General features: G+C 63.2%; 24 protein-coding genes, 1 tRNA gene and 1 other RNA gene. 19 read left to right on the top strand and 7 right to left on the bottom strand.

Features of this window, described 5'->3' with window-relative positions:
• Window positions 1-9 precede the first annotated feature (9 nt).
• A tRNA-Pro gene (locus tag ACS0VV_RS07665) sits at window positions 10-86 on the bottom strand.
• 217 nt (window positions 87-303) lie between these two features.
• Between ACS0VV_RS07665 and yajC the strand changes: the two genes are divergently transcribed.
• The 3 genes from yajC to secF are packed head-to-tail and all read left to right on the top strand — an operon-like array spanning window position 304 to window position 3,250.
• On the top strand, window positions 304-624 hold the full coding sequence (gene yajC / locus ACS0VV_RS07660) for a preprotein translocase subunit YajC (RefSeq protein WP_483532125.1): 321 nt from the start codon (window positions 304-306) through the stop codon (window positions 622-624).
• A gap of 33 nt (window positions 625-657) precedes the next feature.
• A complete protein-coding gene (secD, locus tag ACS0VV_RS07655; protein ID WP_483532124.1) occupies window positions 658-2,256 on the top strand; it encodes a protein translocase subunit SecD in 1,599 nt (532 codons plus the stop codon).
• A 16-nt stretch (window positions 2,257-2,272) separates the two neighbouring features.
• Window positions 2,273-3,250, top strand: a complete 978-nt coding sequence (gene secF / locus ACS0VV_RS07650) for a protein translocase subunit SecF (RefSeq protein WP_483532123.1) — start codon at window positions 2,273-2,275, stop codon at window positions 3,248-3,250.
• A gap of 113 nt (window positions 3,251-3,363) precedes the next feature.
• Here secF and ACS0VV_RS07645 read toward each other — a convergent pair whose 3' ends face one another.
• Window positions 3,364-4,545 carry a glycosyltransferase gene (locus ACS0VV_RS07645; RefSeq protein ID WP_483532122.1) on the bottom strand — a complete coding sequence of 394 codons (1,182 nt, stop codon included), beginning with the start codon at window positions 4,543-4,545 and terminating at the stop codon, window positions 3,364-3,366.
• Window positions 4,546-4,559: 14 nt separating this feature from the next.
• The gene (locus ACS0VV_RS07640) at window positions 4,560-5,132 is read right to left on the bottom strand and encodes a helix-turn-helix domain-containing protein (protein WP_483532121.1); all 573 of its coding nucleotides are present in this window, start codon (window positions 5,130-5,132) and stop codon (window positions 4,560-4,562) included.
• Between the two features lie 112 nt (window positions 5,133-5,244).
• Between ACS0VV_RS07640 and ACS0VV_RS07635 the strand changes: the two genes are divergently transcribed.
• Window positions 5,245-5,718: a DUF6456 domain-containing protein gene (locus ACS0VV_RS07635; protein WP_483532120.1), complete on the top strand. Its 474-nt coding sequence runs from the start codon at window positions 5,245-5,247 to the stop codon at window positions 5,716-5,718.
• A 10-nt stretch (window positions 5,719-5,728) separates the two neighbouring features.
• On the opposite strand, the gene ACS0VV_RS07630 is transcribed toward ACS0VV_RS07635, so the two are convergent.
• Both ACS0VV_RS07630 and ACS0VV_RS07625 read right to left on the bottom strand, forming a co-directional pair.
• Window positions 5,729-6,976 carry a hypothetical protein gene (locus ACS0VV_RS07630; RefSeq protein WP_483532119.1) on the bottom strand — a complete coding sequence of 416 codons (1,248 nt, stop codon included), beginning with the start codon at window positions 6,974-6,976 and terminating at the stop codon, window positions 5,729-5,731.
• A gap of 76 nt (window positions 6,977-7,052) precedes the next feature.
• A complete protein-coding gene (locus tag ACS0VV_RS07625) occupies window positions 7,053-8,924 on the bottom strand; it encodes an ABC-F family ATP-binding cassette domain-containing protein (RefSeq protein ID WP_483532118.1) in 1,872 nt (623 codons plus the stop codon).
• A 119-nt stretch (window positions 8,925-9,043) separates the two neighbouring features.
• On the opposite strand from ACS0VV_RS07625, the gene ACS0VV_RS07620 reads away from it, so the two are divergent.
• The 4 genes from ACS0VV_RS07620 (at window position 9,044) to ACS0VV_RS07605 (ending at window position 12,901) form a co-directional block, all read left to right on the top strand.
• Window positions 9,044-9,364 carry a PepSY domain-containing protein gene (locus tag ACS0VV_RS07620; protein ID WP_483532117.1) on the top strand — a complete coding sequence of 107 codons (321 nt, stop codon included), beginning with the start codon at window positions 9,044-9,046 and terminating at the stop codon, window positions 9,362-9,364.
• Window positions 9,365-9,452: 88 nt separating this feature from the next.
• Window positions 9,453-10,130, top strand: a complete 678-nt coding sequence (locus ACS0VV_RS07615; protein WP_151975183.1) for a response regulator transcription factor — start codon at window positions 9,453-9,455, stop codon at window positions 10,128-10,130.
• Window positions 10,081-11,574 (top strand): sensor histidine kinase, encoded by a 1,494-nt coding sequence (locus ACS0VV_RS07610; protein WP_483532116.1) that lies wholly within the window; start codon window positions 10,081-10,083, stop codon window positions 11,572-11,574. Before ACS0VV_RS07615 ends, ACS0VV_RS07610 begins: the two co-directional genes overlap by 50 nt.
• A gap of 118 nt (window positions 11,575-11,692) precedes the next feature.
• Window positions 11,693-12,901: a hypothetical protein gene (locus tag ACS0VV_RS07605; protein ID WP_483532115.1), complete on the top strand. Its 1,209-nt coding sequence runs from the start codon at window positions 11,693-11,695 to the stop codon at window positions 12,899-12,901.
• 73 nt (window positions 12,902-12,974) lie between these two features.
• Here the strand turns inward: ACS0VV_RS07605 and ACS0VV_RS07600 are convergent, their stop codons facing one another.
• Entirely contained in the window at window positions 12,975-13,265 is a 291-nt protein-coding gene (locus tag ACS0VV_RS07600; RefSeq protein ID WP_483532114.1) for a chorismate mutase, read from the bottom strand.
• Window positions 13,266-13,361: 96 nt separating this feature from the next.
• On the opposite strand from ACS0VV_RS07600, the gene ACS0VV_RS07595 reads away from it, so the two are divergent.
• From ACS0VV_RS07595 to ACS0VV_RS07585, 3 genes are all read left to right on the top strand, one after another.
• A complete protein-coding gene (locus ACS0VV_RS07595) occupies window positions 13,362-14,384 on the top strand; it encodes a polyprenyl synthetase family protein (RefSeq protein WP_483532113.1) in 1,023 nt (340 codons plus the stop codon).
• Window positions 14,385-14,474: 90 nt separating this feature from the next.
• Entirely contained in the window at window positions 14,475-16,961 is a 2,487-nt protein-coding gene (hrpB, locus tag ACS0VV_RS07590) for an ATP-dependent helicase HrpB (protein WP_483532112.1), read from the top strand.
• 18 nt (window positions 16,962-16,979) lie between these two features.
• Complete coding sequence (locus tag ACS0VV_RS07585) at window positions 16,980-17,261, top strand: ETC complex I subunit (protein ID WP_483532111.1); 282 nt, start codon at window positions 16,980-16,982, stop codon at window positions 17,259-17,261.
• Here ACS0VV_RS07585 and ACS0VV_RS07580 read toward each other — a convergent pair.
• On the bottom strand, window positions 17,258-17,845 hold the full coding sequence (locus ACS0VV_RS07580) for a hypothetical protein (protein WP_483532110.1): 588 nt from the start codon (window positions 17,843-17,845) through the stop codon (window positions 17,258-17,260). The two genes, ACS0VV_RS07585 and ACS0VV_RS07580, sit on opposite strands and share 4 nt — an antisense overlap.
• Window positions 17,846-17,925: 80 nt before the next feature.
• Here ACS0VV_RS07580 and ffs point away from each other — a divergent pair.
• From ffs to ACS0VV_RS07540, 8 genes are all read left to right on the top strand, one after another.
• An RNA gene (ffs, locus tag ACS0VV_RS07575) (signal recognition particle sRNA small type) lies at window positions 17,926-18,020 on the top strand.
• Window positions 18,021-18,069: 49 nt separating this feature from the next.
• Entirely contained in the window at window positions 18,070-19,884 is a 1,815-nt protein-coding gene (locus ACS0VV_RS07570; RefSeq protein WP_483532109.1) for a DNA polymerase III subunit gamma/tau, read from the top strand.
• Window positions 19,885-19,911: 27 nt separating this feature from the next.
• Window positions 19,912-20,301 (top strand): YbaB/EbfC family nucleoid-associated protein, encoded by a 390-nt coding sequence (locus ACS0VV_RS07565; RefSeq protein ID WP_483532108.1) that lies wholly within the window; start codon window positions 19,912-19,914, stop codon window positions 20,299-20,301.
• 78 nt (window positions 20,302-20,379) lie between these two features.
• Window positions 20,380-20,769 (top strand): antitoxin Xre-like helix-turn-helix domain-containing protein, encoded by a 390-nt coding sequence (locus tag ACS0VV_RS07560; RefSeq protein WP_483532107.1) that lies wholly within the window; start codon window positions 20,380-20,382, stop codon window positions 20,767-20,769.
• Window positions 20,766-21,446, top strand: a complete 681-nt coding sequence (locus ACS0VV_RS07555) for an RES family NAD+ phosphorylase (RefSeq protein WP_483532106.1) — start codon at window positions 20,766-20,768, stop codon at window positions 21,444-21,446. The genes ACS0VV_RS07560 and ACS0VV_RS07555 overlap by 4 nt, the downstream gene beginning before the upstream one ends.
• 74 nt (window positions 21,447-21,520) lie before the next feature.
• Complete coding sequence (locus ACS0VV_RS07550; protein ID WP_483532105.1) at window positions 21,521-22,354, top strand: hypothetical protein; 834 nt, start codon at window positions 21,521-21,523, stop codon at window positions 22,352-22,354.
• Between the two features lie 141 nt (window positions 22,355-22,495).
• Window positions 22,496-24,895 carry an endopeptidase La gene (gene lon / locus ACS0VV_RS07545; RefSeq protein WP_483532104.1) on the top strand — a complete coding sequence of 800 codons (2,400 nt, stop codon included), beginning with the start codon at window positions 22,496-22,498 and terminating at the stop codon, window positions 24,893-24,895.
• A 171-nt stretch (window positions 24,896-25,066) separates the two neighbouring features.
• Window positions 25,067-25,423, top strand: a complete 357-nt coding sequence (locus ACS0VV_RS07540) for an HU family DNA-binding protein (RefSeq protein WP_483532103.1) — start codon at window positions 25,067-25,069, stop codon at window positions 25,421-25,423.
• Window positions 25,424-25,493: the final 70 nt, after the last annotated feature.

Here is a 25,493-nt window from a genome sequence, read left to right as displayed (position 1 = left end):
GAAAACCACTGGTCGGGACGACAGGATTCGAACCTGCGACCCCTACACCCCCAGTATAGTGCGCTACCAGACTGCGCCACGTCCCGATACCAGTGGAACCGCGCCTATAGAAAGGGTGCTGCGCAATGGCAAGCGCTGCGATTATGCGGCACAGCTCTTGATCGCACGCACTCCAATTGCCACCTGTCGGCAATGCTGCTAGGCGCGGCAACCACACCTCGGGAGGGGACGTGGCGAGATCGTTTCGCCCCGACCGGTTCCCAGCATTTTGTATCTTGAACTCGATCGGGATGGACCGACCCAATGCTTGATATTCTTTCCGCCGCAGCCGGTGCCGAAGCGCCTCCGGGCTGGGTGCAGTTGCTGCCCATTGTCGGCATGATCCTGATTTTCTGGTTCCTGCTGTTCCGCCCGCAGATGAAGCGGCACAAGGAACACCAGGCGAAAATCGCCAGCGTGAAGAAGAATGACAAGGTGGTGACCGCCGGCGGCATCGTCGGCAAGGTGACCAAGGTGGACGATGACTATGCCGAAATCGAAATCGCGCAGGGCACCCGCGTCAAAGTGGTGAAGGCCACCATCGGCGACATCATCCCGCCCGGCGGCACGCCCGCGAACGACTGATTGACAGACTGACAGAAGGCTAGGGCCGCGGCCATGCTCGATTTTCCGCTTTGGCGACGTGTATTTCTCTGGGGGATAACGCTGGTGCTCGCCGCGCTGGCGATCCCCTCCATCATGGGCCTTTCGGGCGACAAGTGGCACGAGCAGTTCGATCTGCCCGAGATCAATCTCGGCCTCGACCTTGCCGGTGGCAGCCACATCCTGCTCGAAGCCGATCCCGCGCAAGTGGCGGAGCAGCGGCTGGTCTCGACCGAGGAATCGGTCATCCAGCTCCTCACCGATGCCGAGCCCGATATCCGCTTCAGCGATGTGTCGACGCTGAACGGGGAACTGTCGTTCATGGTGGAAAACCCCGGCGATATCGACCGGGTGCGGGAAGAACTGGCGACGATCATCAACGGCACCGGCGTGGTGGCGGAATGGCGGTTGGAGGTTGAAGACGGCAATCGCGTCATCCTGACCCAGACCGAGCAAGGGCTGAACGAAGCGATCGACAATGCGATGGAAAGCGCCACCGAAGTGGTGCGCCGCCGTATCGACTCGCTCGGTACGCGCGAGCCGACGATCATCCGGCAGGGCGACAACCGCATCGTGGTGCAGGTGCCGGGTCTGGAAGATCCCGAAGCATTGAAGGCTTTGCTCGGCCAAACGGCGGAGCTGGAATTCAAGTTGGTGGACGTCAACGCGCTGCCCACTGATGTGCAGCAGGGCGTGGCCAATCCCGGAAGCGAGATTTTCCCCTTTGCCGATACGTCCGAGCAGGCCGGCCAATCAATCGCGGTGCGCCGCCTCGGCGGCATTCGCGGTGACCGGTTGGAAGGCGCGCAGCAGAGCTTCGACCCGCAGACGAACGAGCCGGTCGTCTCGATCCAATTCGACGCGCAGGGCGGCGCGCGTTTCTGTTCCTTGACGACAGAGAACGTCAACCGCCCCTTCGCCATCATCCTCGACGGGCAAGTGCTCTCCGCTCCCAATATCAACGAACCGATTTGCGGCGGGCAGGCGCAGATTGCGGGCGGCTTTACCGTCGATACGGCGAACAACCTCGCCATCAGCCTTAATTCGGGCGCGCTGCCGGTCGATCTGACGGTGATCGAGGAACGCACGGTCGGGCCCGATCTGGGCCGCGATTCGATTGTCAAAGGCGGTATTGCGATGGCCGTCGGCACGCTGCTAGTGATCGCGCTGATGATCGCCACTTACGGGCGGTTCGGCGTCTATTCGACTGTCGCTCTGGTACTCAACGTGCTGATGATTCTCGGCATCATGGCATTCATGAACACCACGCTGACATTGCCGGGCATCGCCGGTTTCGTGCTGACCATTGGCGCGGCGGTCGACGCCAACGTGCTGATCAACGAGCGCATTCGTGAAGAGCGGCGGCGCGGCCGGCGGGTCATCGCGGCGGTGGAGACCGGCTACAAGGAAGCCAGCCGCGCGATTTACGACGCCAATATGACCAACTTCATCGCCGGTGTGCTGCTGTTCCTGTTCGGATCGGGGCCGGTGCGCGGCTTTGCCGTGGTGCTGATTATCGGCCTGTTCACCAGCGTGTTTACCGCCGTCACGCTCACCCGGATGTGGGTGGCCGGATGGTTGCGCGACAAGCGCCCGAACGATCTCGTGATTTAAGGGGGAGGGAACCACTATGCGACTGCTCAAACTCGTCCCCGACAACACCAATATCAACTTCCTGAAATGGCGGGTGCCGTTCTACCTCGTCAGCATCGTGCTGATCGCGGCGAGCTGGGGCCTGGTGATGACCAAGGGCCTCAATTTCGGCGTGGACTTCGCCGGTGGGCAGGAAGTGCGCGTGACCTTCGAGCAAATGGAGGAGGCGCCGATTGCCGAATTGCGCGAGAACCTCAGCACGCTCGGCTATGGCGAGCCGACGATCCAACGGTTCGGCGATGCCAATTCGGTAAGCGTGCGCGTTGCCTTGCCGGAGGGTGCCGAAGACACGCCGGGCGCGGCAAGTGCGATCGGTGAAGAAGTCATCGCCGAAATCCAGTCGGAATTCGAAAATGTTCGCCGCGATGCCAACGAAACGGTGTCGGGAAAGGTGGCAGGCGAATTCCGCGAAAAATCGGTCTTTGCGCTGCTTGCGGCGATGCTGGCCATCTCGATCTATATCTGGGTGCGTTTCGAATGGCAGTTCGGTGTGGGAGCGCTGTTCGCGCTGTTCCACGACGTGTCGCTGACGCTGGGGATGTTTGCGCTGTTCCAGCTGGAATTCAGCCTGCAAATCATCGCCGCCATTTTGGCGATCATCGGCTATTCGCTAAACGATACCATCGTCGTGTATGACCGCATCCGCGAAAATCTGAAGAAATTCCGCAAGATGCCGGTGCCCGAGCTGCTCGACCTGTCGGTGAACGAGACACTGGCCCGCACGGTGATGACCAGCCTGACACTGCTTATCGCGCTGCTGCCCCTGCTGTTTTTCGGTCCTGCCAGCCTGTTCGGCCTGGTGGCGGCGATTACGCTGGGTATCTTCGTCGGCACCTACAGCTCGGTCTATATGGCCGCGCCGATCCTGATCTGGCTGGGCGTCAATTCGGACAGTTTCGTGCCGGAAGAGACGGTGGCAGACCGGCAGGAAAAGAAGGCGCGCGGCGAGGTTTGATTCTCTAACCGTCATTGCGAGCGGAGCGGTTGCGAAGCACAGGCGCAGCCTGAACCAATCCAGTCCCGTCGTAACTGGATTGCCGCGTCGCCTGCGGCTCCTCGCAATGACGATTACTGTGAGATCAGCCCTGTATAATACGCCGCCAAATTCGCCGCATTCGCCTCCCAGCTGAATTGCGCGACATTGTCGGCGACGTCCTCCGGCGCGTAACCCGCCTCCAGAACCGCATGGATACCTAGCGCAATCGCTTCCGCCGTGCGCTCGACAATTCGGCCGGCGGATGGCTGCCTCACCAGCTCGCGCGCGCCGCCGGCATTGGTGATGACGAGCGGAGTCCCGCATGCGAGCGCCTCGACCCAGGCATTGGCGAGCCCCTCGCTTGCCGAAGGCAGCACCATCGCCTCGGCCGCGCACAGCAGCTTGGGCAGCGCGCCATGGTCGAGACTGCCGAGGAAATGCGCGCGGTGTGGAAGATCAAGCTCGTAAGCGAGCTGTTTGAGCGCCGCCGCATCGGGCCCGGTGCCGACGAAAGCGCAATGCACTTCGGGCAGGCCGGTCAGAGCGCGCAGCACATATTCCTGCCCCTTGCGCGGGATCAGTGCGCCGACGCAGGCGAGCAGGCGCTCGTCATCGCGCAGGGAAATACCATGGCTCTCCGCCAACTTGCGGCGCTGCTTGGCGCGGTTGCGAACGCGGAACAGCTCGCGGTCGAGCCCGGTGTAGTGGATCGTGATCTTCTCGCGCGGGAGGCCGATAGCGACCATGTCATCCGCCAGCGCGCCGCTTACCGACAGCAATCCCGCCGCTTGCTCGGCCGCCGCGATCATTTTGCGCTGCGCGTAACCCGTATTCCCCCAATGCGAGATATCCGCACCGCGCGCCTTGATACTCAGAGGCAAGCCGAGTTCCGCCGCAATCCGCGCCGCTGCGGGCCCATCGGGGTAAAAGAATTGGGCATCGACCAGATCGAACGGCTCTCCTTCGTGCAGGCGCCGGGCGAGGGGCAGGGCAGCCCGGACGATCATCGCGGGGTTGAACGGTCCACCGACAGCCGGAATCAGCGTGAAGCGCGGACGGTGGACGTGCACACCCGCCTCTTCGCCGCTCACCGCCGCAGCGGCCCGTGCCTTGTACCTGCCCATCGGCACGGGCGGCACGCCGATGGGATTGATGACCGTCACGTCCCAATCGTCCATTGCCGCCAACGCCTCGAATTGCCGTGCGACAAAAGTGCCAAAACGCGGAACGTGCCGGTTGGGATAGAGCGTAGCTATCGAGAGGATACGGGGCATGGGACGGTACCGGACTAGAGCTTGCGCACCAGCATTTCGGCAACGGCGAGCCACGCGGGATTATCGATCACGATCTGCCGCTGGCCGATGCCCGGCGGCAGCAATCCGACCAGCGCGCCCTGCCGGTCAATCAGCCGCCCGAAAGCGAACCGTCCGCCCGATCGCGGGGCCAGCACATCGCGATTGATGAGCTGCGCGGCATCATCGGGAGAGACTTGGCGCATCCACAATTGGTCGCCGGCGCGATATTCGCCTTGTCCCACCTCGATTTCCAGACAGACGAGCTTCCCGCTATCGACCAGTTCGGTGGGCAGGATGGCATCGCGCGGGCTGGACAGGCTTTCCGCCCCGCCGCTGGTGAGCCGCGCAACGACTTGCGGCTGCGCCTCGTCCTCGGCCTTGACCAGCGCTTCCGGATCGACGCCGAGTGCGGCTGCGATGCGGTTCATCCAGACCAGCGAGAGATTGCGCATCCCGGTTTCGAGCCGCCCGATGGTTTGCGCGGTAGTGGGCGGATTGCAAGCGGCGGCGACTTCGGCCAGCGTCATGCCCTTGCGCTTGCGGATATCCCGGATGCGATTGATCATGTGCGGCACTCCGTCGGCGGATGGATTTAACCCAATTGGTAATTTTTTCTCTTTCCTACAACCGATTTGCAAATGCAAGGGCCTTGCCATCGTCACGATGAAGGAGGCCCGAATGCAGCGCCAGTATGTACAACGTGAACTAACTCCCGAGGGGCCCCGTCGTCAGGGCGGTGTCAGCCGCCGCAAGCGCAGCGTTACGGTGAATGTGGCGGAAAGCCCGCTCGGCTGGCTCCATGCGCACGGCCATCTCGACGCGCGGCTCTTCGACGCGGGCGAGCGGTTGCGGGCGGATTACGAACGGGCGCAGCTCGGCCCGCCGGTGACGATGCGCTGGGATCCGGTGCGGATTAAAGGCTCGGGCGAGCACGGGCTGTCCCCGACCGAACGCCAGCTTGCCGCGAAGCAGCGTTTCGACGGCGCGTTGCGCGAAGCGGGGAAGGGCCTGCAAGACATCCTCTGGCGCGTCGTATGTGCAGGCGAGACCCTGCCGGTGGCGGAGAAGGCGCTGAGCTGGCCCGCGCGCAGCGGGAAGCTGGTGCTGCGTTTGGCGCTGGACAGGGTGGCGGATTTCTACCGGATCGGGTGAACCCGCGGCCTTACTTGCGGCGCAGGAAGGCGAGCAGACGGTTCCACAAGCGGACAAGCAAAGAGGGCGATTGGCTAGCCTTCGCCGCACGTTCCGCCTCGGCCTCACGCAGCAGCTTCGCCCGCAGCGCGCTCTGTTGGCCCGGCGCTGCGCTGCTCAACACTTTGCGGCGAGGCGACTGGTCGCGCATAAAGGCGTAACCGTCGAGGCTGTCGTCATCGGTAAAGGTGGTGCTTTCCTGCACGGCCGTATCGGTGGAGACGGGCGCGCGGGTTTCGACAGCGGCGGGTGGTTCGATTTCGGCTTCCGGAACGCGCGCGAAATCCTCCGGCTGTTCAGCGGCGTGCTCGGGCGCGATGTCTTCGATCGCGTCTTCTTCGCTCAACCATGCGTCGAGATCATACACCTCGTCCGGAGCCTCATAATCCTTCGCCGGATTGAGCTCGTCGAAGCGCACAGGCGCGGGAGACGCCGTTTCGGGCTGTGCCGCTTCTTCTACCGGCGCGAGATCGGGCTCTGTAACGGGCGGTTCTGGCGCAGGCGGGGTGACATCCACAATGCGCGACTTGTTTTCGATGCGGCGGGCGACGGCCTGCAAAGCTGTCTCTTCCGGCTCTTTGCGCGGCGGTGCGCTTGGCGCTCGCGGTGCAGGTTCTTCGCGCTGCACGGGCGGTTGCTCGAAGGACGCTTCGAGAAGTTCGCGCGGCGAGTCCTCGGGCTCGTGATAGGTTCCGCTGTCGAGCGAAAGCGAGGGGAAGATGCGGTTGGCGATATCCAGCCCGTCTTCGATTGTGCCAAGCCGTTCGATGGGGCCCATGCCGATGCCATCATCTTCCGGCACAAAATCGTCGCCGATGGGGGCATAGTCTTCTTCGAGGCCCAACGGACCGGTATCGTCAACCATCGGTGCGCTTTTGCGGCGGGTCAGCGAAAGCACGGCCTCGGCGGACGGCTGGCCGGTATCGGCATCCTCGTCGACATCGTCGGCTTGGCCCATTTCTTCGGCGTCATCGTCATCCATCGGCGCAAGGCCAAGGATCATCGCGGGCCGTGGAGCGCGTTCGACCGTTTCGCCCAATTGTTCCGCCGAAGCTTCGTGGAAAGCCGCATGGGCCTGCGCCAGTTCTTCGGGGTCGAGCACCAGAACGGGCTTTTTCTTGAGCTTGCGCACGCCGCCGCCAAGGCCTGAGCCCAGACCTTCAAGACTGCCATAAGCGTTTTCGTCGATCCGAAGCGCGGAAGATGCGGCATTGCCCATAGAACGCCTTTTGCGGCGGTTTGGTGCAATCGCTGTAACCAGAAGTGGTTAACGCGGATTCACCACGATTGGCGGCCTAGCCTTCGACCTGTTCGGCCAGCATCAGCCAGCGTTCTTCCGCCTCGTCCTTCTCGCTGCGCGCGAGTTCCAGCGATTTGGAAATGCGTTCAAACCTCGCGGGATCGGCGCTGTAGAGATCGGGATCGGCGAGCGCGGTTTCCCCCTTGGCGATCAGCGCTTCAAGCTCGGCAATGCGGTCGGGCAGCAATTCGTAATCGCGCTGGTCTTTGTAGGAGAGTTTGGCGTTCCCCTCCCGTTGCCCCCGGCTTCCGCCGGGGCGGGTATCGGGATTAGGGGAGGGCATGTCACCGTCCGCCGTTACATTCCCTCCCCCGGCTCCTCCCGCACACGGGAGGGGAGTTTTTTGGCGCTTCGCGGCCTTCTTTGTCCGCTTCTCCTCCCAATCTTCGTAACCGCCCGCGACGATATCCACCGTGCCGCTGCCATCTAGGCCGAGCGTCACCGTCACCGTCCGGTCGAGGAAGTCGCGGTCGTGGCTGACGATCAGCACCGTGCCTTCGTAATCGGCGATCACTTCCTGCAACAGGTCGAGCGTTTCGAGATCGAGGTCGTTGGTTGGCTCGTCCAAGACGAGCAGGTTCGACGTGCGGGCAAATTCACGGGCGAGGAGCAACCGGCTGCGCTCGCCGCCGCTAAAGGTGCCGATCTTGGCATCGATCAGGCTCGCATCGAACAGAAAATCCTTGAGATAGGCCTGCACGTGTTTGCGCACGCCGCGCACATCGAGCCAGTCGCCCCCTTCGGCGAGCACTTGCCGCACGGTCAGTTCGGGCTGGAGCAGAGCGCGCTGCTGGTCGATCATCACCCCGCTGAGAGTCTTTGCATGGGTGACGCTGCCGGTATCGGGCTCCAGCTCTTTGGTGAGCAGTTTGAGCAGGGTCGTCTTGCCCGCCCCGTTGGAGCCAACAATCCCGATCCGGTCTCCGCGTTGGATCCGCAAGCTGAAGGGCTTGATGATGGGGCGGTCCCCGTAGGTCTTGGAAATATCCTCGGCCACGATCACCGACTTGCTCTTGAAGTCCTCATCACTCGTCAGCTTCAGTTTGGCGGTGCCTGCGGGCGAGATCATGGCGGCGCGGGCGGCGCGCATATCCCACAACTTTTCGAGGCGGCCCATATTGCGTTTGCGCCGTGCGGTTACGCCGCGTTCGAGCCAGTGCGCTTCGATCTTCAGTTTGGCATCGAGCTTTTCGGCCGCGCGTGCCTCCTCGGCATAGACCTGCTCTTCCCACGCTTCGTAGCCGCCAAAGCCGACTTCCTTGCGCCGCAGATTGCCACGGTCGAGCCACAGCGTTGCGCGGGTCAGGCGTTTCAGGAAAGTGCGGTCGTGGCTGATAACGATGAACGCGCCCTTGTAACGGGTGAGCCAGGCCTCCAGCCAGTCGATAGCGGCCAGATCAAGGTGGTTGGTGGGCTCATCGAGCAAGAGCAAATCGGGTTCCTGCGCCAGCGCGCGGGCGATGGCGGCGCGGCGCCTTTCGCCGCCGCTGGCGGTCGCTGCCTCGCGCGCCATGTCGATGCCGAGTTGTCCGGCGATGGCTTCCACCGCGTGTTCGGGAGGCGCGCGGGTGCCGCTTGTGGCAAAGTCCATCAGCGTCGCGTGCGCGGAGAAGTCGGGCTCCTGCTCCAGCCATACGATATTGGCGTGCGGCTTCACTTTGCGTGTCCCGCGATCGCCCTCGATCTCGCCGGTAATCAGGCGCAGCAACGTGGTCTTGCCCGCACCATTGCGGCCGATCAGTGCGATCCGGTCTCGCGGGCCGATATGGAGATCGAGCCCCTCGCTCGTCGCGGGGTCGCCGAACAGCCAGCGCCCGCCCTGGTGGAGGCCGACGCCTTCGAGGCTGAGGAGAGGGGGTTCTGCCATTGCAGGCGCGCCACTACGGCGGCTGGCGGGATGTGACAAGCGGCGAAACAAGTCTGAACATCGTCGTCCAGCGCAATTCAGACCTTGTTCAACGCCGCAGCTTTAGGCAGACAGCCATTATGAAAAAGCCGACCATCCTTCTTTCCGCCATCGCGATGGCCGCCGCTCTTGCCAGCGCGCCCGCAGCAGCGCAGGCGTTTGATCGCGAGCGTGGCGGTGAGCAATCCTCTGCACGGGCGCAGATGGAAGCCGGACGGATCATGCCGATCCGCGATATCGAGCGGCGGATAATCCCGCAAATGCGCGAGACCGACGAGTATATCGGCTTCGAATATGATTCCGAAGAACAGGCATACCGGCTCAAATTCATCCGCAATGGCCGGATGATCTGGGTCGATGTCGATGCCCGCAGCGCGCGCATCCTGCGCTATTCGCGCTAAACCTCTCCCCACCGGAAACTCCTTGCTTGCTTGACGCGTTTCAGCGAGTGCGCAACAGGTTGCGCGGTGGTTTGACAGGGATTTTTCGATGCGCCTTCTGATTGTTGAAGATGAGCCGACGCTTGGCCAGCAGCTGAAAACGACGCTGGAGCAAAACGGTTATGCGGTGGACCTCTCCACCGATGGCGAAGACGGGCATTTCATGGGCTCGACCGAGGAATATGACGCAGTCGTGCTCGATCTCGGCCTGCCGGAGATCGACGGGCTGACCGTGCTCGGGATGTGGCGCAAGGAAGGCCGCAAGTTCCCCGTGCTGGTGCTGACCGCGCGCGACAGCTGGAGCGACAAGGTTGCCGGGCTGGATGCGGGCGCGGATGATTATCTCGCCAAGCCGTTCCAGACCGAGGAACTGATCGCCCGTCTGCGCGCGCTCATCCGCCGTGCATCGGGCAATGCGTCGAGCGAACTGACCGCGGGCGATGTGCGGCTGGATACCCGCTCGGGCCGCGTGACGCTGGCTGGCCAGCCGGTGAAGCTGACCGCGCAGGAATACAAGCTGCTGAGCTATCTGATGCACCACAAAGGCAAGGTGGTGAGTCGGACCGAGTTAATCGAACATATCTACGATCAAGATTTCGACCGCGATTCGAACACGATTGAAGTGTTCGTAACGCGCATCCGCAAGAAGCTGGGCGCAGATGTCATTACAACGATCCGTGGCCTCGGTTACAGCCTCGACGACCCCGACGAAGCACCACGCGAATAGCGCGGACGACATCGGCGACGTTTCTCTGCCAGAGGATGCGGCGGCTTCGGAAGAGGCCGCGGCACCGGAGGGCGCGCCCGAAGACGAAGGTCTTTTCGAAGCCCCGCATACCGGCAGCCTTTCACGCCGGATGATGATGATCGCAGCGGGATGGATCACCATCCTGCTGACCGTTGGCGGTGTGGCGCTCGACAGGGTGCTGACCAGCCAGCTCGAAGCCGAATTTGACGAACGGCTGACCATCCCGCTCAATTCCATGCTGCGTTCGGCCGAGATCGACGATTTCGGTGAAGTCCGGTTCAATTCGATCCTCGGCAATCAGGCCTATCTTGAACCGGGCAGTGGCTCCTATTGGCAGGTGACGGGCGAGGGGCGGGAGCCGTTTCCGTCCAACTCCTTATGGGATGACCGGTTGGTGGTGCGCGACGTGATCGCGTTGGAACCGATCTTCTACGATTCCGAGCAGTTCGAGGACGAAACGCTGCGCATGGCCCAGCGCACGGTACAATTACCCGGCAGCGATGTGCAGTGGCAGTTCGTCGTGGCGCAGAACCGCGACGCGATTGACGGACAGATCGCGCAGGTGCGCGGAACGCTCGCCTGGTCTTTCGCGGTGCTGGGGATCGGCCTGTTCCTGATGGCGATGGCGCAGACATGGTACGGCCTCGGCCCGCTGCGCCGTGTGCGGCAGGCGATTGCGCGCATCCGCACAACGGGCTTCAACCGCGTGACCGAGCCGCTGCCGCTTGAAGTGCAACCGATGGTGGAGGAGCTGAACGCGCTGCTCGAACATTCGGAGAAGCAGGCGGAAGAAGCGCGTACCCATGCGGGCAATCTCGCGCACGCGCTCAAAACTCCGCTCACCGTCCTCAACAACGCCGCGCACGCCAGATCGCCCGACCTGCCCGAAGCGGTGCTGCGGGAGGCGGATGTGATGCAGCGCCATGTCGACCACCACCTCGCGCGGGCCCGCGCCGTGGGGCGGCGGGCGACGGGGCTATCACGCGCATCGGCAAGGGACAGCGCGGAAGGCGTCGAGCGCGCCGTATCGCGCCTGTACCATCACGTCCGCTTCGATATTGCTGGGCCGGATGCCGATGTGGCGATGGAACGGCAGGATCTCGACGAACTGCTCGGCAATCTGATCGAAAACGCTGCCAAATATGGCGGGGGCAGCGTGTTCATCACCATCGATGCGGAACCTGACGCGAAGGAATGCGTGATCTGGATCGAAGATGACGGGATGGGCATCCCCGAAAAGGCACGCGACGATATTTTCGGACGCGGCGCGCGACTCGATACGGGCAAGCCGGGCACCGGCCTTGGCCTCGCCATTGTTCGCGATGTGGCGCAGATTTACGGCGGCACCGTCAGCCTGCACGAAAGCGAGGATCTGGGCGGCCTGCTGGTCAAGCTCATTCTGCCGCGCGCGCCCTCGGCTTAGGCGCAAAACATTCAGTTTCGCAGAGGCAAACCTTTCTGAATGCTGTCACAGCCGGTCAGAATTAATGCACGACATAACCGATACAAAATGCGACAGTGAATTGCCGGGGGTAGTGACCATGAACAACCGAGTCCTGAAAATCGCCTTTGCCGGAGCCGCCGCGCTCGGCCTCTCTGCCTGCGTGAGCTATGGCAGCTACGGCTACAGCAATTACGGCTATTATGACGACGCCTATGCCGATTACGGCTATTACGATTATGACGACGGCGCGGGCTATTACGGCTGGTATGATGACTACTACTATCCCGGCGTGGGCGAGTATGTGTACGACCGCTACGGCACCGAGTATTTCTGGTCACGGCGGCACCGCGACTACTGGTATGCGCGGCGCAGCGCGTACAATGATTTCTACTTCAATTTCAGCCGTTACGGCTATTCGGTGCCCTACCGCTATCGCGACTGGAACCGCTTTGGCCGCGAACATCGCTATCGCGATCAGCGCTGGGGGCGGTACGACCGCGATTGGCGTTATGACCGCCGCAACTATCTGCGCGAAGGCGACACCGTGCAGCGGATTGCCGAGAATGCGGCAGATCGCAGAGCCGGACGCGACCAGCGTGACCGGCGCGACGATCGCTATGGCGACCGGCGCGGACGCGGTGACAGCGCCTCCACCACCGGCAATGATCGCCCGCTGATTTCGCGCCCGCCGCGCGAGCTCGATACCGCCTCTGGCCCGCCCGAGCGCGGCGATGGTCGCGGGATCGAGACGCCGCGTCCCATGCCGCAACCTGTCGGTGAGCGCTGGGTGCAGCCGCAGCCGCCGGTTGCCGAGCCGCCGCGCCCGCCGCGCGAACCAGGGGCGCAGCGGCCCCAACGCCCGGATCGCAACGCGTCCGCGCCGGTTCCGCCGCGCGAGCCTTCGGTAGAGCGTCGCCCGCGCCCCGAACGGCCGACCGGCGAGGCTCCGCGCCCGCCGCGTGGTAATGAGGGGAACCGCGGCAATCGCGGAGAGCGGATTGAGCGTTCGCCGCCTCCGCCTCCAGGCGTATCGCAACGTGATCCGACGCCGCCCGTCAACATAGCTCCGCCGCCAAGGCCGCAGCGCACCGCACCGCCTCCTGCCCCAGCGCCGCGTCCGCAGGCTGCACCGCCCGCACCGCGCCCACAGGCCGCTCCGCCTCCTCCGCGTCCGCAAGCCGCACCGCCGCCGCGCCCGGCACCGGCACCGGCCGCCAGTGCGCCCGCACCTGCGCCAGCTCCGCCACGTGCGGCGACGCCGACGCCATCGCGCGCCGAGCGCGTGAGGGAGCGCCAGCCGGACTAGCGATTACTGACTTTCCGGACGGGGGAACCGACGGCCCGCGAGGACAACCTCGCGGGCCGTTTGCATTGTGCCGCTAGTCGCCGCGCGCCTTGCGGTGGTGGCGGATAACTTCGTCAATGATGAAACGCAGCAGCGCCTCACTGAATTCGGGGTCAAGGTCAGCCTCCACCGCCAGTGCCCGCAGCCGCGCAATTTGTTTGGTCTCGCGCGCCGGGTCGGCCGGAGGCAGACGGTTCGCCGCCTTATACTCGCCCACCGCTTGCGTGATGCGGAAACGTTCCGCCAGAATATGGATCAGCGCGGCATCGATATTGTCGATGCTTTTGCGAAATGCGGCGAGCTGCAGGTCGGTCGTTTCGGTCATTGCGCCTGCCATAGCTATCCCGCAACATTATTGCACCTGTGAATGCGACTAAAAAGCCAGCTTGCCAAGCCGCGCGCTTGTCCCCATTGAGCAGGCATGAGCGACAACGTCGTCCCCCTGAAGCGCAAGAATGGTGAAGAGCGCCCGACGCTTGCGCCCATTCTGTCGCTGACTGCCACGCCGATGAATGCGGTGAACGCGATCATTCTTGACCGGATGCAGAGCGAAATTCCGCTGATTCCAGCGCTTGCCGGGCATTTGATCGCTGGCGGGGGCAAGCGGATGCGCCCGATGCTGACGCTCGCGGGGGCGGAAGTTGTCGGATATCAGGGCACGCGCCACCACAAGCTCGCCGCTGCAGTGGAGTTCATTCACACCGCCACTTTGCTGCACGATGATGTCGTGGACGGCAGCGAGATGCGGCGCGGCAAGGAAGCGGCGAATATCGTGTTCGGCAATCCGGCGACGGTGCTGGTTGGCGATTTCCTTTTCAGTCGCGCCTTCGAGCTGATGGTGGAGGATGGCAGCCTGAAAGTGCTCAAAATCCTTTCAGGCGCCAGCGCGATCATCGCGCAGGGCGAAGTCGACCAGTTGACCGCACAGCGCAAGATCGAAACCTCTGAAGAACGGTATCTGCACATTATCGGCGCGAAAACCGCTGCTTTGTTCGCAGCCGCCAGCCGGATTTCTGCCGTCGTTGCCGAATGCAGCGAGGACGAGGAGCTGGCGCTCGACGCCTATGGCCGCAATCTCGGTATCGCGTTCCAACTCGTCGATGACGCCTTAGACTACGATTCTGATGCCGCCGAAATGGGCAAGGATCGCGGTGACGACTTCCGCGAAGGCAAGATGACGCTGCCGGTGATCCTCGCCTATGCACGCGGCAATGCGGAAGAGCGGCGCTTCTGGCAGGATGCGATTGCCGGTTTCACCACCGAGGACGAGGATCTGGCGCACGCGGTGGAGCTGATCCGCAAGCATGATTGCGTCTCCGCCACCCGCGAACGCGCGCGGCACTATGCGCAGCGGGCCTGCGATGCGCTGGATATCTTCCCCGATTCCGCCGCCCGCCGCGCGATGGTGCAGGCGGCGCAGTTTGCTGTGGCGCGGGGCTACTGACTTTCGTCATTGCGAGGAGCCGAAGGCGACGCGGCAATCCAGTGTGATCGCTTCATTACTCTGGATTGCTTCGCTACGCTCGCAATGACGATGAGCGAAAACCTCCCCATAAATGCCGTCCTGCCGGACTTGCTCGCAGCGCTCAGGGAGCACAGTTCCGCCGTCCTGATTGCACCGCCGGGGGCGGGCAAAACCACCGTCGTCGCGCCTGCCTTGCTCGACCAGCCTTGGTGCCAAGGCCAGATCATCCTCACCAGCCCGCGCCGTGTGGCTGCGCGTGCTGCGGCAGAGAGGATTGCGGAAATGCTGGGCGAAACGGTCGGCGAGCGGGTCGGATATCTGACGCGGCTCGACAGCCGCAAGGGCAGCCGCATCAATGTCGTCACCGAGGCCATTCTGGTCAATCGCCTGCTGGAAGATCAGGAGCTTTCCGGCGTTTCCGCGCTGCTGTTCGACGAGGCGCATGAGCGGCATCTCGACAGCGATCTCGGCCTCGCATTGGCGCTGGAGACGCAGAGCGTGCTGCGCGATGATCTGCGGATTTGCGTCATGTCCGCCACCATTGACGGCGCGCGTTTTGCCCGGATGATGGGTGGGAACACGCCGCTGATCGAAAGCGAAGGCAAGGCGCATCTGCTGCGCATCGAATGGCTCGGATCGTCGCCTGAAAAGCGGCTGGAAGACAGCGTGGTGTCTGCCATCCTCACCGCATGGCGTGAAGAGGAGGGCGATGTGCTCGCCTTCCTCCCCGGCGTCGGCGAAATCGAGCGGGTGCGCGAACGGCTTGGCGAGAAACTGCCGAACACGCCGATCCTGCCGCTCCACGGACAAATCCAGCCGCAGGAGCAGCGCGCCGCCATCCGCCGCGACCCCGATGGCCGACGTCGTATCGTCCTCGCCACCAGCATCGCCGAGACATCGCTGACACTCGATGGCGTGTCGGTGGTGGTCGATAGCGGCCACGCGCGCCGCGCCGAATTTGATCGTGCGGCAGGCACAACGCATCTGGTGACCGGTCGCGCCAGTCAGGCGGCGGCCGCGCAAAGGGCCGGGCGTGCGGCGCGGCAGGGGCCGGGTGTCGCCTATCGCCTGTGGGAGGAGGGCGGCCATGCCGGTCGCCCCGAATTTGACACGCCGGAAATGCTCACCGCCGATCTCGCGCCACTGGTTTTGAACCTAGCGCAATGGGGCGTCACCGATCCGGCGATCCTGCAATGGCTCGATACGCCGCCCGAAGCCTCGGTCGCCAGCGCGCGCGAGCGGCTTCGGGCGCTGGATGCGGTGGACGAAGCGGGCGCGATTACTCCGCGCGGCGAGCAGATTGCTTCACTGCCGATGGAGCCGTGGCAGGCGGCGATGCTGCTCGCAGGGGCCGAGGCGGGTGATGCGCTGACTGCAGCGCGGCTCGCAGTGCTGTTGCAGGAGCGCGGGCTGGGCGGGCGTTCCGAGGATCTGGAGCAACGGCTGTCGCGCTGGGCGGGTGATCGTTCGCCAAGGGCCAAGGGCGCGGATCGGTTAGCGGAGGGGTGGGCGAAGCGGGTTACCGAGATTTCCGATTGCCCTGAGCCTGTCGAAGGACGTTGGCGCGAGCGTCCTTCGACAGGCTCAGGACGAGCGGTTTCAAAGGGAAATACACTTTCACCAGCCATCCTCCTCGCCGCTGGCCGTCCGGACATGATCGCGCGCCGCCGTGATGCATCGGGGGAGCAATGGCTTTCCGCTGGCGGGCGCGGGTTCCAGCTCGATCCGGCATCCCCGCTCGCCCGCGCCGAATGGCTGGTGATCGGCGATGCACAGGGCAAAGCGAAGTCGGCGCGCATCACTGCTGCTGCCCATCTTAGCCAGCAGGATGTTGAGCAGCACCTCTCGCACCTCATCGAGACCCGCACCGTCGCCCGCTGGAATGCCGCCGAGGCCCGCGTTGAAGCGCGGCACGAGCGGCGGCTGGGGGCGATCACATTGGCGAGCGGGCCGGACCCCGATCCTGATCCTCAGGCGATTGTGGATATCCTTGTGGAGAAAGCTGTCGAGAAGCTGGGGGAACTGCTCCCCGCTGGACTGTTGGCACGGGCACGCTTTGCGGGAGTTGATGCCCTGTCAGAGGCCAGCCTGAAAGAATGCGCCGGGGAATGGCTTGCGCCTCTGCTTGCGGGTCGACGCGATTTCGATGTGCCGCAAGGCCGCATCGCCGAGGCCGCGCTGGGCCTTCTGGCCTGGGACGAACGCCAGCAGCTTGACCAGCGGGCACCCAAGCAGTTCACCAGCCCCGCGGGAACCTCCCACGCCATCGACTATGCAGGCGAACACGCGCCCAGCGTCGAAGTCCGGGTGCAGGCCCTGTTCGGGCTCGACACGCATCCGATGATCGGCCAGACGCCGCTGCTCATCCATCTCACCAGTCCCGCTGGCAGGCCCATTCAGGCGACCCGCGATCTCCCCTGCTTCTGGCGCGGAAGCTGGGCGGATGTGTGCAAGGATATGAAGGGCCGCTACCCGAAACACCGCTGGCCGGAAGAGCCTTGGGCGGAAAAGCCGAGCCTTAAGACCAAGAACGCCTTTTCAAAGGGCGGCGACTGAATTATCGGCGGTGGCACTATGGCAGAAGCACGTATCTACAAGCGCCCGAAAAGCGCAATGCAATCCGGCAAGGCGCGCACCGATGAGTGGGTGCTCGATTTCATCCCGGCAGAGGCCAAGCGCCCCGACCCGCTGATGGGTTGGGCAGGCAGCGGTGACACGCGGCAACAGGTGCAGCTGAAGTTCCCGTCAGCAGAGGCAGCACAAGCCTATGCCGAGAAATATGGCATTGCCGCGCGGGTGCATAATGTGCCGGCGAAGGCGCTGAAGATTCAGGCCTACGCCGACAATTTCCGTTAACGCGCCATCGCTTCCAATTCGGCGCGTGTCATGCCGCGAACAGGATTGGCGGTCGGCCCCTGCCAGCGTGCGCGCCCTGCTTCTACATCAGCGCGGCAATCGGTCGCGTCATGGCCGATGTCTTCCGGAATGTAGAACATCCGGTCGGCGTAATCGATGGCGTAGCGCACATCGTCGCATTCATCATCATTGGCGTATTCGCTGGTATCGTCGCCGTAATTGTCGGGCTGGTTGAACAGCGCGTTGACGGCGATTTCGCCAGCCTCGGCTGCGGCGCGGCAATCGGTGGCGTCGCGGCCGATATTTTCGGCGACCAGCCCTGCTGCCATGGCGTCGCCCTCAAAGCGCATATCATCGCATTCGCCATCATTGGCATATTCGCTTGCATCATTACCGTAGTCTATGGATGTCGCATCGACGGCTGCGGTAGCCGCTGCTGCGCCTTCTGCATCACCCGCTGCGTCCGTGCCGGATGCATCGGCAGCATCGGCTGCATCATCCGCCGTACGATCCGCGTCTGCCCCGCACGCCGCGAGTGTGAGCGCCAGTGCAGCACTGCCCAAAACCCATTTCACTTTACGCATTTGTCCCTCCCGTAGTGACGATGTTTCCGCGCCGGTGTGTGCACCCTTGCAAACCGCCTGTCACCCCCCCATAATATGGGTCGGGAGTCGGGTGGACGTTCGCGTTTGCTCACCGGGTCAGATCCGGAAGGAAGCAGCCCAGGTAAATGGCAGCGGGTCGCTCGGCTCCTTTTCCACATCATTGTTGCGATGACATTCGCCCAGCGAGCGCGTAGCGTGCCCGCATGAGTGATTCCCCGGAGACACCGGACGACTTGCCGTGGGCAAGTGACGAGAAAAAGCCCGAAGAGGCGCAACCCTCTGCGGCCGAGCTGGAGGCGGCTGGCCAGAATTCGATGTTTGGCGCGCCGGAAACTGCGCCCGAGCCCACGGTCGTGCCGGAGGAGCCCGCCGCGCCTCCGCCCGTAGCGCCTGCACCTGTAGCTTCCCAACCCTACCGTGTCCTGGCGCGCAAATACCGCCCGCAGACTTTCAGCGCCCTGATCGGGCAGGAGCCGATGGTGCGCACGCTCGCCAATGCTATCGAGCGCGACCGGCTGGCGCACGCCTTCCTGATGACGGGTGTGCGCGGGGTGGGCAAAACCTCGACCGCGCGGCTGATCGCCAAGGCGCTGAACTGCATCGGGCCGGACGGACAGGGCGGGCCGACCATCGATCCGTGCGGCCAGTGCGAGCCCTGCACCGCCATCGCCGAGGGTCGCCATATCGATGTCATCGAGATGGACGCTGCCTCCCACACCGGGGTGGATGACGTGCGCGAGATTATCGAGGCGGTGCGCTATGCCGCCGTGTCGGCGCGTTACAAGATCTACATCATCGACGAAGTGCATATGCTGTCGCGCAATGCTTTCAATGCCTTGCTCAAGACACTTGAGGAGCCGCCTGCGCACGTCAAATTCCTCTTCGCCACCACCGAAGTCGACAAGCTGCCCGTGACGGTGCTCAGCCGCACGCAGCGTTTCGACTTGCGCCGCATCCCGTCTGAGTTGCTGCACAAGCACTTCGCCTGGGTATGCAAGCAGGAAGGCGTCGGCGCTGAGGAAGAGGCGCTGGCGATGATCGCGGCGGCGGCCGAAGGCTCGGTGCGCGATGGCCTCTCGATCCTCGACCAGGCGATTGCCCATGCGGATATGGACAGCGCGGGTGAAACCACCATGGTCAGCGCGGCCAAGGTGCGCGATATGCTCGGCCTCGCGGATCGCGGGGCGCAGCGGCGGCTGTTCCAGCACATCCTCGAAGGCGAGCCTGCCAAGCTGCTCGACGCTGTTGCGGAGCAATATGCGCTTGGTGTCGAGCCGCTCGCGTTGATCCGCTCGCTGATGGAATTTACCCACCGCATCGCGGTAGGCCAGATCGGCGAGCCCGATGCGCCGACCGAAGAAGAGCGCGCGGCGATTGGTGAATGGGCGCAGCGGCTTTCGGCCGGGCAGGTGCACCGGCTGTGGCAATTGCTGCTCAAAGGGCATGACGAAGTGCGCACCGCGCCCGATCCGCTGGTGGCGCTGCAAATGGCGCTGCTGCGCGTGCTCCACGCCGCCGATATGCCCGATCCCGGCAAGCTGGCGAAAGAGCTCAAGAATTTCGCGCTCAGCGGCGGGGCGGGGCAGGGCGCTGGCAGTGCTTCGGGAGGCGGCGCGACGGCAGCGCTCGACTGGGCCGAAATGGTTTCACAGATCGAAAATTCGGGCGCGCCCGGATCGCTCAGCTTTGCCAGTATGCTGAGCGCGCAGGTGCGGGTGGTTTCGCTGGCGCCCGGCAAGCTCGAATACACCCAGCCGCCGGGCTATGACGACGATATCGCCAAGCACATCCGGCAGGGTTTGCAGGAGATTATCGGCGGCCAGTGGGAAGTTATCCGCTCCGACGCCGAAGGCGCCCTCACTCTGTTCGAGCAGGGGGAAGCGGCCAAACGCGCCGAGGCCGAACGCATCCGCAACCACCCGCTGGTGAAGGCCGCGTTCGAGCATTTCCCCGATGCGCGCTTGATCGAGGAAGAAGAACCCGTGCGCGGGCGTGAAGGTTGGAACAAGCGGGCTTGATTTTTCCGCTCTGATGCAAAGCTAGGCATGGGACGCGCCGGACGAGGCGTATTGAAATTCTGGAAGGACGCAGCAATGCAAAACATGGAAGAAATGATGCGCGCCGCGCAGGAAGCGGCCACCAAGATCCAGCAGCAAATGCAGGATGCGCAGGTCGCGCTCGACAATATCGAGGTCGAAGGCACGGCGGGCGGCGGCCTTGTCAAAGTGCGCGCCAGCGCGCGCGGCCGCATCATCGGCGTTTCCATCGATGACAGCCTGTTCAAAGAGGAAGAGAAGTCGATCCTCGAAGACCTCGTCACGGCCGCCTTCAACGATGCCCGCGACAAGGCCGACCGCAAGGCGGGCGAACATATGGCGGAAATGCAAAAGGGCATGGGCCTGCCGCCGGGGTTCAACCTGCCGGGTATGGGGTGAGCAGACGGAAAGTGCGCCATCCGCTCTTTCATTGACAATTGTGCAGAAAATGCACATATTGCGTGAAGGAGACCAGATATGGCAACCGCGTTCGCCGAAGCCCCTGCCGACAAGCGCCGCGACCTGACCGGCCCGGCGCTGCGCACCTTTTTCAACATCGCTGCGGCGTGGAAGCTGAAAGAGGCGGAGCAGATGAAGCTGCTCGGCATAGACAGCCGCTCCACGCTCCAAAGCTGGAAACGCGGCAAGGTGGCGGCGCTCTCACGTGACGCGCTGGAGCGGATTTCGTACATTCTCGGCATTTACAAGGGGCTGCAACTCCTCCTGCCGCAAAGCGCGGATGACTGGGTGCGCAAGCCCAATGCCGCGCCGTTATTTGACGGCAAGCCCGCGCTGGAGCGGATGCTGTCAGGCAATGTCGCCGACCTGTTTGTGGTGCGCCAGTATATCGACGCCCAGCGCGGGTGAGCATTCCGGTCAAACGCATCCGCTGGCCCAGCGCCTACCGCATCATCCCCAGCCGCTTTCCGCCGATTGGCCTGTTCGAGAAAGTCGCCGATCCGGCTGACCTTGAGGCGGTGTTCGAACTCGAAGCGATGACCAATGACCGCATCCGCGACGAAGTGGGGGACATCACGCTCGTACCGCCGGAAGATCGCGTGTCCGGCCCCGGCAGCTCGCCGATCATGGCCGCCTTCACCCATCTGCGCCCCGGCGGAGACCGCTTTGCCGATGGCTCCTATGGTGCATTCTACTGCGCGAAGAGCCTCGCCACCGCGATTGCCGAAACCAGATATCACCGCACCCGCTTCCTCGCCGCCACGAACGAGCCGCCGCAGGAGGTTGATATGCGCGTCTACCGCGTCGCTTTCGATGCCCGGCTGCACGATGTTCGCGGGCGGCAGAGACGGATGGCGGATGTCTATGCGCCCGATGACTATGCGGCATCGCAGGCCCTGGGCCGCAAACTGCGCGGGGAGGGCGCAAACGGCCTCGTCTATTCCAGCGTCCGCCACGCGGGCGGCGAATGCGCTGCGCTGTTCCGTCCGCGATTGGTGCGCGAATGCGTGCAAGAACGTCACCTCTCCTATGTCTGGGATGGCAGCGCGATAACAACGGTTTACGTGAAGTCGATGCTGGATTGACAGGCGGGAAGGGTGGAGACATTCTCGCGGTTATGAAGAGACTTTGCTCCCCCGCGCTAGCCGCTGCTTTGCTGATGTTTTCCACGCCGGTTGCGGCGCAGGAAGATGTAGAGCGGCTCACCCCCATATCCGATTGGACGCTCGACTACGCGGACGACAGTTGCGCTTTGGCGCGAACCTTCGGCAACGAACAGGCGCCGGTTATCCTCGAGCTGCGCCAGTATGCGCCGGGGACACCCTTTTGGATGACGATTGCGCGCCCCGAACCGTTAATCGACAATGCGCAGCCGCATTTCCAGTTCGGCGGAACCGACGCAGGTTCGGCAGGCAGCCGCGCTTGGCGGCTTTCTTTGGCAGAGGGCTACTTTGGCGCTCGTTCGTTTCTCTACGTCGGCAGCTCACGCGGCAATGGCTACCTCGTTTACGACAATCAGGAACGCGATGAATACGAACGCGAACTTTCGGTAATCCATGTGAGGGACACCTTCTTCAGCGAGCTGGAGCTAAATGTCGGTTCCATGGCGGAACCACTCGAAGCGGTCAGAGAATGTCTGGCAAACCTTGTCGGAAGTTGGGGCATCGATGCCGAAGCCCATCGAACGTTAAGGAATGAGGCTTCGTTTGATTGGCAAGCGTCGCGCTTCTCGCGCACCTTGGCTCGCTTGCCTGATAACGTTTCAAGCGAAGTTTCTTCAGGCAATCTTCCGGTACGCGTCACTATCGGGACAAACGGAAGGGTCGAGAACTGCGCCCGACTGACACCATTGGGATCCGACGAAGACATCTCGGTCTTCTGCGAGGCTTTGTCCGATAGCCTCCGGTATTCGCCAGCGCGGGATGCAAATGGCGACGCGACGAGCAGCTATGCAGTCTGGGGCATGAGCCCGATTAGGACGCAGGGCCGATAGTAGCACACGATAAAGGGGTTACCCGCACCCCATCCCCAACATTCCCGCCGCACCTGTTGCGGTGCAGCACGTGCGCCCCCATATCCTACAGCCAGAATTCATGCGGCTTCGTCTAAAACGTGGGCTGCAAACCACACGGATATGCATATGAACGCCTACCCCCTTCTCCCCCTGCGCGACATTGTCGTCTTCCCCGGCATGGCGGTTTCGCTGTTTGTCGGGCGCGACAAGTCGGTCGCTGCGCTGGAAGCCGCGATGGAAGCGGATCGGGAGATTTTCCTCGTCTCGCAGCTCGATCCCTCCACCGATGATCCAGAGCGCGGCGACCTGTTCGATATCGGCACCGTCGCGCAGATCGAACAGATGCTCAAATTGCCCGACGGCACTGTCCGCGTGATGGTGGAAGGCAAGGCGCGCGCGAAAATGAGCGAAATGCGTCTCGACGGGGAATACTACCTCGCGCAGACCGCCGCGCTTGATGAAACCAGCGCCAGCGGCACCGAAGTTGCGGCGATGATGCGCACCGCGCTCGAACAGTTCGCCGACTATGCGCGCAGCAACAAGAAGCTGCCCGACGATATCGAGGAAACGCTCGCCGAGATCGAGGATGCGGGGCAACTCGCTGATGCCATTGCCTCCGCACTGGCTGCCAAGGTCGAAACCAAGCAGCAGATGCTCGCCGAAAGCGACGCGATGAAGCGGCTGGAGCTGGTCTTCTCGGTGATGGAAGGCGAGCTTTCCGTGCAGCAGGTCGAGCGCAAGATCCGTGGCCGCGTAAAGCGGCAGATGGAGAAGACGCAGCGCGAATATTACCTGAACGAACAGTTGAAGGCGATCCAGAACGAGCTGGGCGGCGGCGATGATGGCGAAGGCGACGAGATTGCCGAGCTGACCAAGCGGATCGAGCAGACCAAGCTTTCCAAGGAAGCCCGCGCCAAGGCCGAAAGCGAGCTGAAGAAGCTCAAATCGATGCAGCCGATGAGCGCCGAGGCGACCGTGGTGCGCAACTATCTCGATGTGCTTCTCGGCCTGCCATGGGGCAAGAAGAGCAAGGTGAAAAAGAACATCGCGAAGGCGCAGGAAATCCTCGATGCGGACCACTACGCGCTGGAAAAGGTGAAAGACCGGATCATCGAATATCTCGCCGTGCAGGCGCGCACCAACAAGCTTAAGGGTCCGATCCTGTGCCTTGTCGGCCCGCCCGGTGTCGGCAAGACCTCGCTCGGCAAAAGCATTGCGCGCGCGACGGGGCGCGAGTTTATCCGCCAGAGCCTTGGCGGAGTGCGTGACGAGGCCGAAATCCGCGGCCACCGTCGCACCTATATCGGCTCCATGCCCGGCAAGATCGTGTCGAACCTGAAAAAGGCTGGAACGAGCAATCCGCTCTTCCTGCTCGACGAGATCGACAAGCTGGGGCAGGATTTCCGCGGCGATCCGGCTTCGGCGCTGCTGGAAGTGCTCGACCCCGAACAAAACAACAAGTTCCAGGATCACTATCTGGAGCTCGATATCGACCTCAGCGACATCATGTTCGTCACCACGGCGAACAGCCTCAACCTGCCGCAGCCGCTGCTCGACCGGATGGAGATCATCCGGCTCGAAGGCTATACCGAGGACGAGAAGGTGGAGATCGCCACCCGTCACCTCATCGCCAAGCAGGTGGAAGATCACGGCCTTAAGGACGGCGAATTCACGCTGACCGAGGAAGGTCTGCGCGACCTCATCCGCTATTACACCCGCGAGGCGGGCGTGCGCACGCTGGAGCGCGAGATTGCGCGGCTGGCGCGCAAGAGCCTGCGCAAAATTCTCGAGAAAGAGGTCGAGAGCGTGACAATCACGCCCGAAAATCTCGGCGACTTTGCCGGTGTGCGCAAGTTCAAGCACGGCATGAGCGAGGAAGAACCGCAAGTGGGTGCTGTCACGGGCCTCGCGTGGACGAGCGTGGGCGGCGAATTGCTCACCATCGAAAGCGTCACTACGCCGGGCAAGGGCGAAGTCAAGACGACCGGCAAGCTGGGCGTAGTGATGAACGAAAGCATCGCCGCAGCTTTCAGCTTCGTCAAGGCGCGCGCGCCTGCCTATGGCATCAAGCCGAGCATTTTCCAGCGCAAGAATGTCCATATCCACTTGCCCGAAGGTGCGGTGCCCAAGGACGGGCCGAGCGCGGGCATCGGCATGGTGACGAGCATCGTTTCGACGCTGAGCGGCATCGCGGTGCGGCCTGATGTGGCGATGACAGGGGAGGTTACTTTGCGCGGGCGGGTGCTGCCGATTGGCGGGCTCAAAGAAAAGCTGCTGGCGGCGCTGCGCGGCGGGATCAAGACCGTGCTGATCCCCGAGGAAAACACCAAAGACCTCGCCGAAATTCCCGACAATGTGAAGCAGGGGTTGGAAATCATTCCCGTGGCCCATGTCGATCAGGTGCTGGAAGTGGCGTTGACTGCCATGCCCGCGCCGATCGAATGGACGGAAGCGGATGATCTGGCCAGCCAGCCGCAGGGGCAGGCGGGCGGCGGAGAGCCGGGCACGACCGCGCACTAACCGACGCTAGCCCCTCATACTCCGGCTGATTCGGAAACCGGCGTAATCCTCCTTCCGACGGAAAACGTCGCGCCAACCGGTGTGCGACGCAACATTTGCTCGCATCCCCGCCAGAAAACTTCGCTTCGGCTGGAAAAGGCGGTTTCCGACCCTGTTTGGCTTTGACAGCGCGTGGAAAACTCGCTCAATTTGGGGGAATCGCGGTGCGACCAAAACAAACATGATTTTCACTTTTGTGAGGGGGTCTTCCAGACAATGAACAAGAACGAATTGATCGGAGCCGTTGCGGATGCCAGCGGCCTTTCGCGCAATGATGCGACCAAGGCTGTGGAGTCGGTTTTCGACACGATCCAAGCGACGCTGGCCAAGGGCGACGAAGTGCGCCTTGTCGGGTTCGGCACATTCTCCGTCGCGCGGCGCAAGGCATCCACCGGCCGCAATCCGCGCACCGGGGAGCCGATGACGATCCCGGCCTCGACCCAGCCCAAATTCAAGGCGGGCAAGGGCCTGAAAGACGCGGTCAACTGATTACGGGTTAGGGAGGGGAAAGCTGCCTGCAATGGCAGCGGTCCTAAGAAGGGTCGTCCCGCAAGGGGCG

This window comes from Aurantiacibacter sp. KMU-128 (assembly GCF_056933515.1).
The sequence above is the reverse complement of the archived record's forward strand: the minus strand, read 5'-3'. Positions and strand labels throughout refer to the sequence as shown.

Bases quoted from the DNA above. Each gene is read 5' to 3' on its own strand.
- yajC (WP_483532125.1), top strand. From the start codon at position 304: ATGCTTGATATTCTTTCCGCCGCAGCCGGTGCCGAAGCGCCTCCGGGC.
- ACS0VV_RS07625 (WP_483532118.1), bottom strand. From the start codon at position 8,924: ATGGCAGAACCCCCTCTCCTCAGCCTCGAAGGCGTCGGCCTCCACCAG.
- ACS0VV_RS07560 (WP_483532107.1), top strand. From the start codon at position 20,380: ATGGCAACCGCGTTCGCCGAAGCCCCTGCCGACAAGCGCCGCGACCTG.
- ACS0VV_RS07585 (WP_483532111.1), top strand. From the start codon at position 16,980: ATGGCAGAAGCACGTATCTACAAGCGCCCGAAAAGCGCAATGCAATCC.
- ACS0VV_RS07600 (WP_483532114.1), bottom strand. From the start codon at position 13,265: ATGACCGAAACGACCGACCTGCAGCTCGCCGCATTTCGCAAAAGCATC.
- ACS0VV_RS07620 (WP_483532117.1), top strand. From the start codon at position 9,044: ATGAAAAAGCCGACCATCCTTCTTTCCGCCATCGCGATGGCCGCCGCT.
- lon (WP_483532104.1), top strand. From the start codon at position 22,496: ATGCATATGAACGCCTACCCCCTTCTCCCCCTGCGCGACATTGTCGTC.
- ACS0VV_RS07595 (WP_483532113.1), top strand. From the start codon at position 13,362: ATGAGCGACAACGTCGTCCCCCTGAAGCGCAAGAATGGTGAAGAGCGC.
- ACS0VV_RS07635 (WP_483532120.1), top strand. From the start codon at position 5,245: ATGCAGCGCCAGTATGTACAACGTGAACTAACTCCCGAGGGGCCCCGT.
- ACS0VV_RS07580 (WP_483532110.1), bottom strand. From the start codon at position 17,845: ATGCGTAAAGTGAAATGGGTTTTGGGCAGTGCTGCACTGGCGCTCACA.
- ACS0VV_RS07645 (WP_483532122.1), bottom strand. From the start codon at position 4,545: ATGCCCCGTATCCTCTCGATAGCTACGCTCTATCCCAACCGGCACGTT.
- secD (WP_483532124.1), top strand. From the start codon at position 658: ATGCTCGATTTTCCGCTTTGGCGACGTGTATTTCTCTGGGGGATAACG.
- ACS0VV_RS07605 (WP_483532115.1), top strand. From the start codon at position 11,693: ATGAACAACCGAGTCCTGAAAATCGCCTTTGCCGGAGCCGCCGCGCTC.
- ACS0VV_RS07550 (WP_483532105.1), top strand. From the start codon at position 21,521: ATGTTTTCCACGCCGGTTGCGGCGCAGGAAGATGTAGAGCGGCTCACC.
- ACS0VV_RS07615 (WP_151975183.1), top strand. From the start codon at position 9,453: ATGCGCCTTCTGATTGTTGAAGATGAGCCGACGCTTGGCCAGCAGCTG.
- ACS0VV_RS07565 (WP_483532108.1), top strand. From the start codon at position 19,912: ATGGGACGCGCCGGACGAGGCGTATTGAAATTCTGGAAGGACGCAGCA.
- ACS0VV_RS07570 (WP_483532109.1), top strand. From the start codon at position 18,070: ATGAGTGATTCCCCGGAGACACCGGACGACTTGCCGTGGGCAAGTGAC.
- hrpB (WP_483532112.1), top strand. From the start codon at position 14,475: ATGAGCGAAAACCTCCCCATAAATGCCGTCCTGCCGGACTTGCTCGCA.
- secF (WP_483532123.1), top strand. From the start codon at position 2,273: ATGCGACTGCTCAAACTCGTCCCCGACAACACCAATATCAACTTCCTG.
- ACS0VV_RS07630 (WP_483532119.1), bottom strand. From the start codon at position 6,976: ATGGGCAATGCCGCATCTTCCGCGCTTCGGATCGACGAAAACGCTTAT.
- ACS0VV_RS07640 (WP_483532121.1), bottom strand. From the start codon at position 5,132: ATGATCAATCGCATCCGGGATATCCGCAAGCGCAAGGGCATGACGCTG.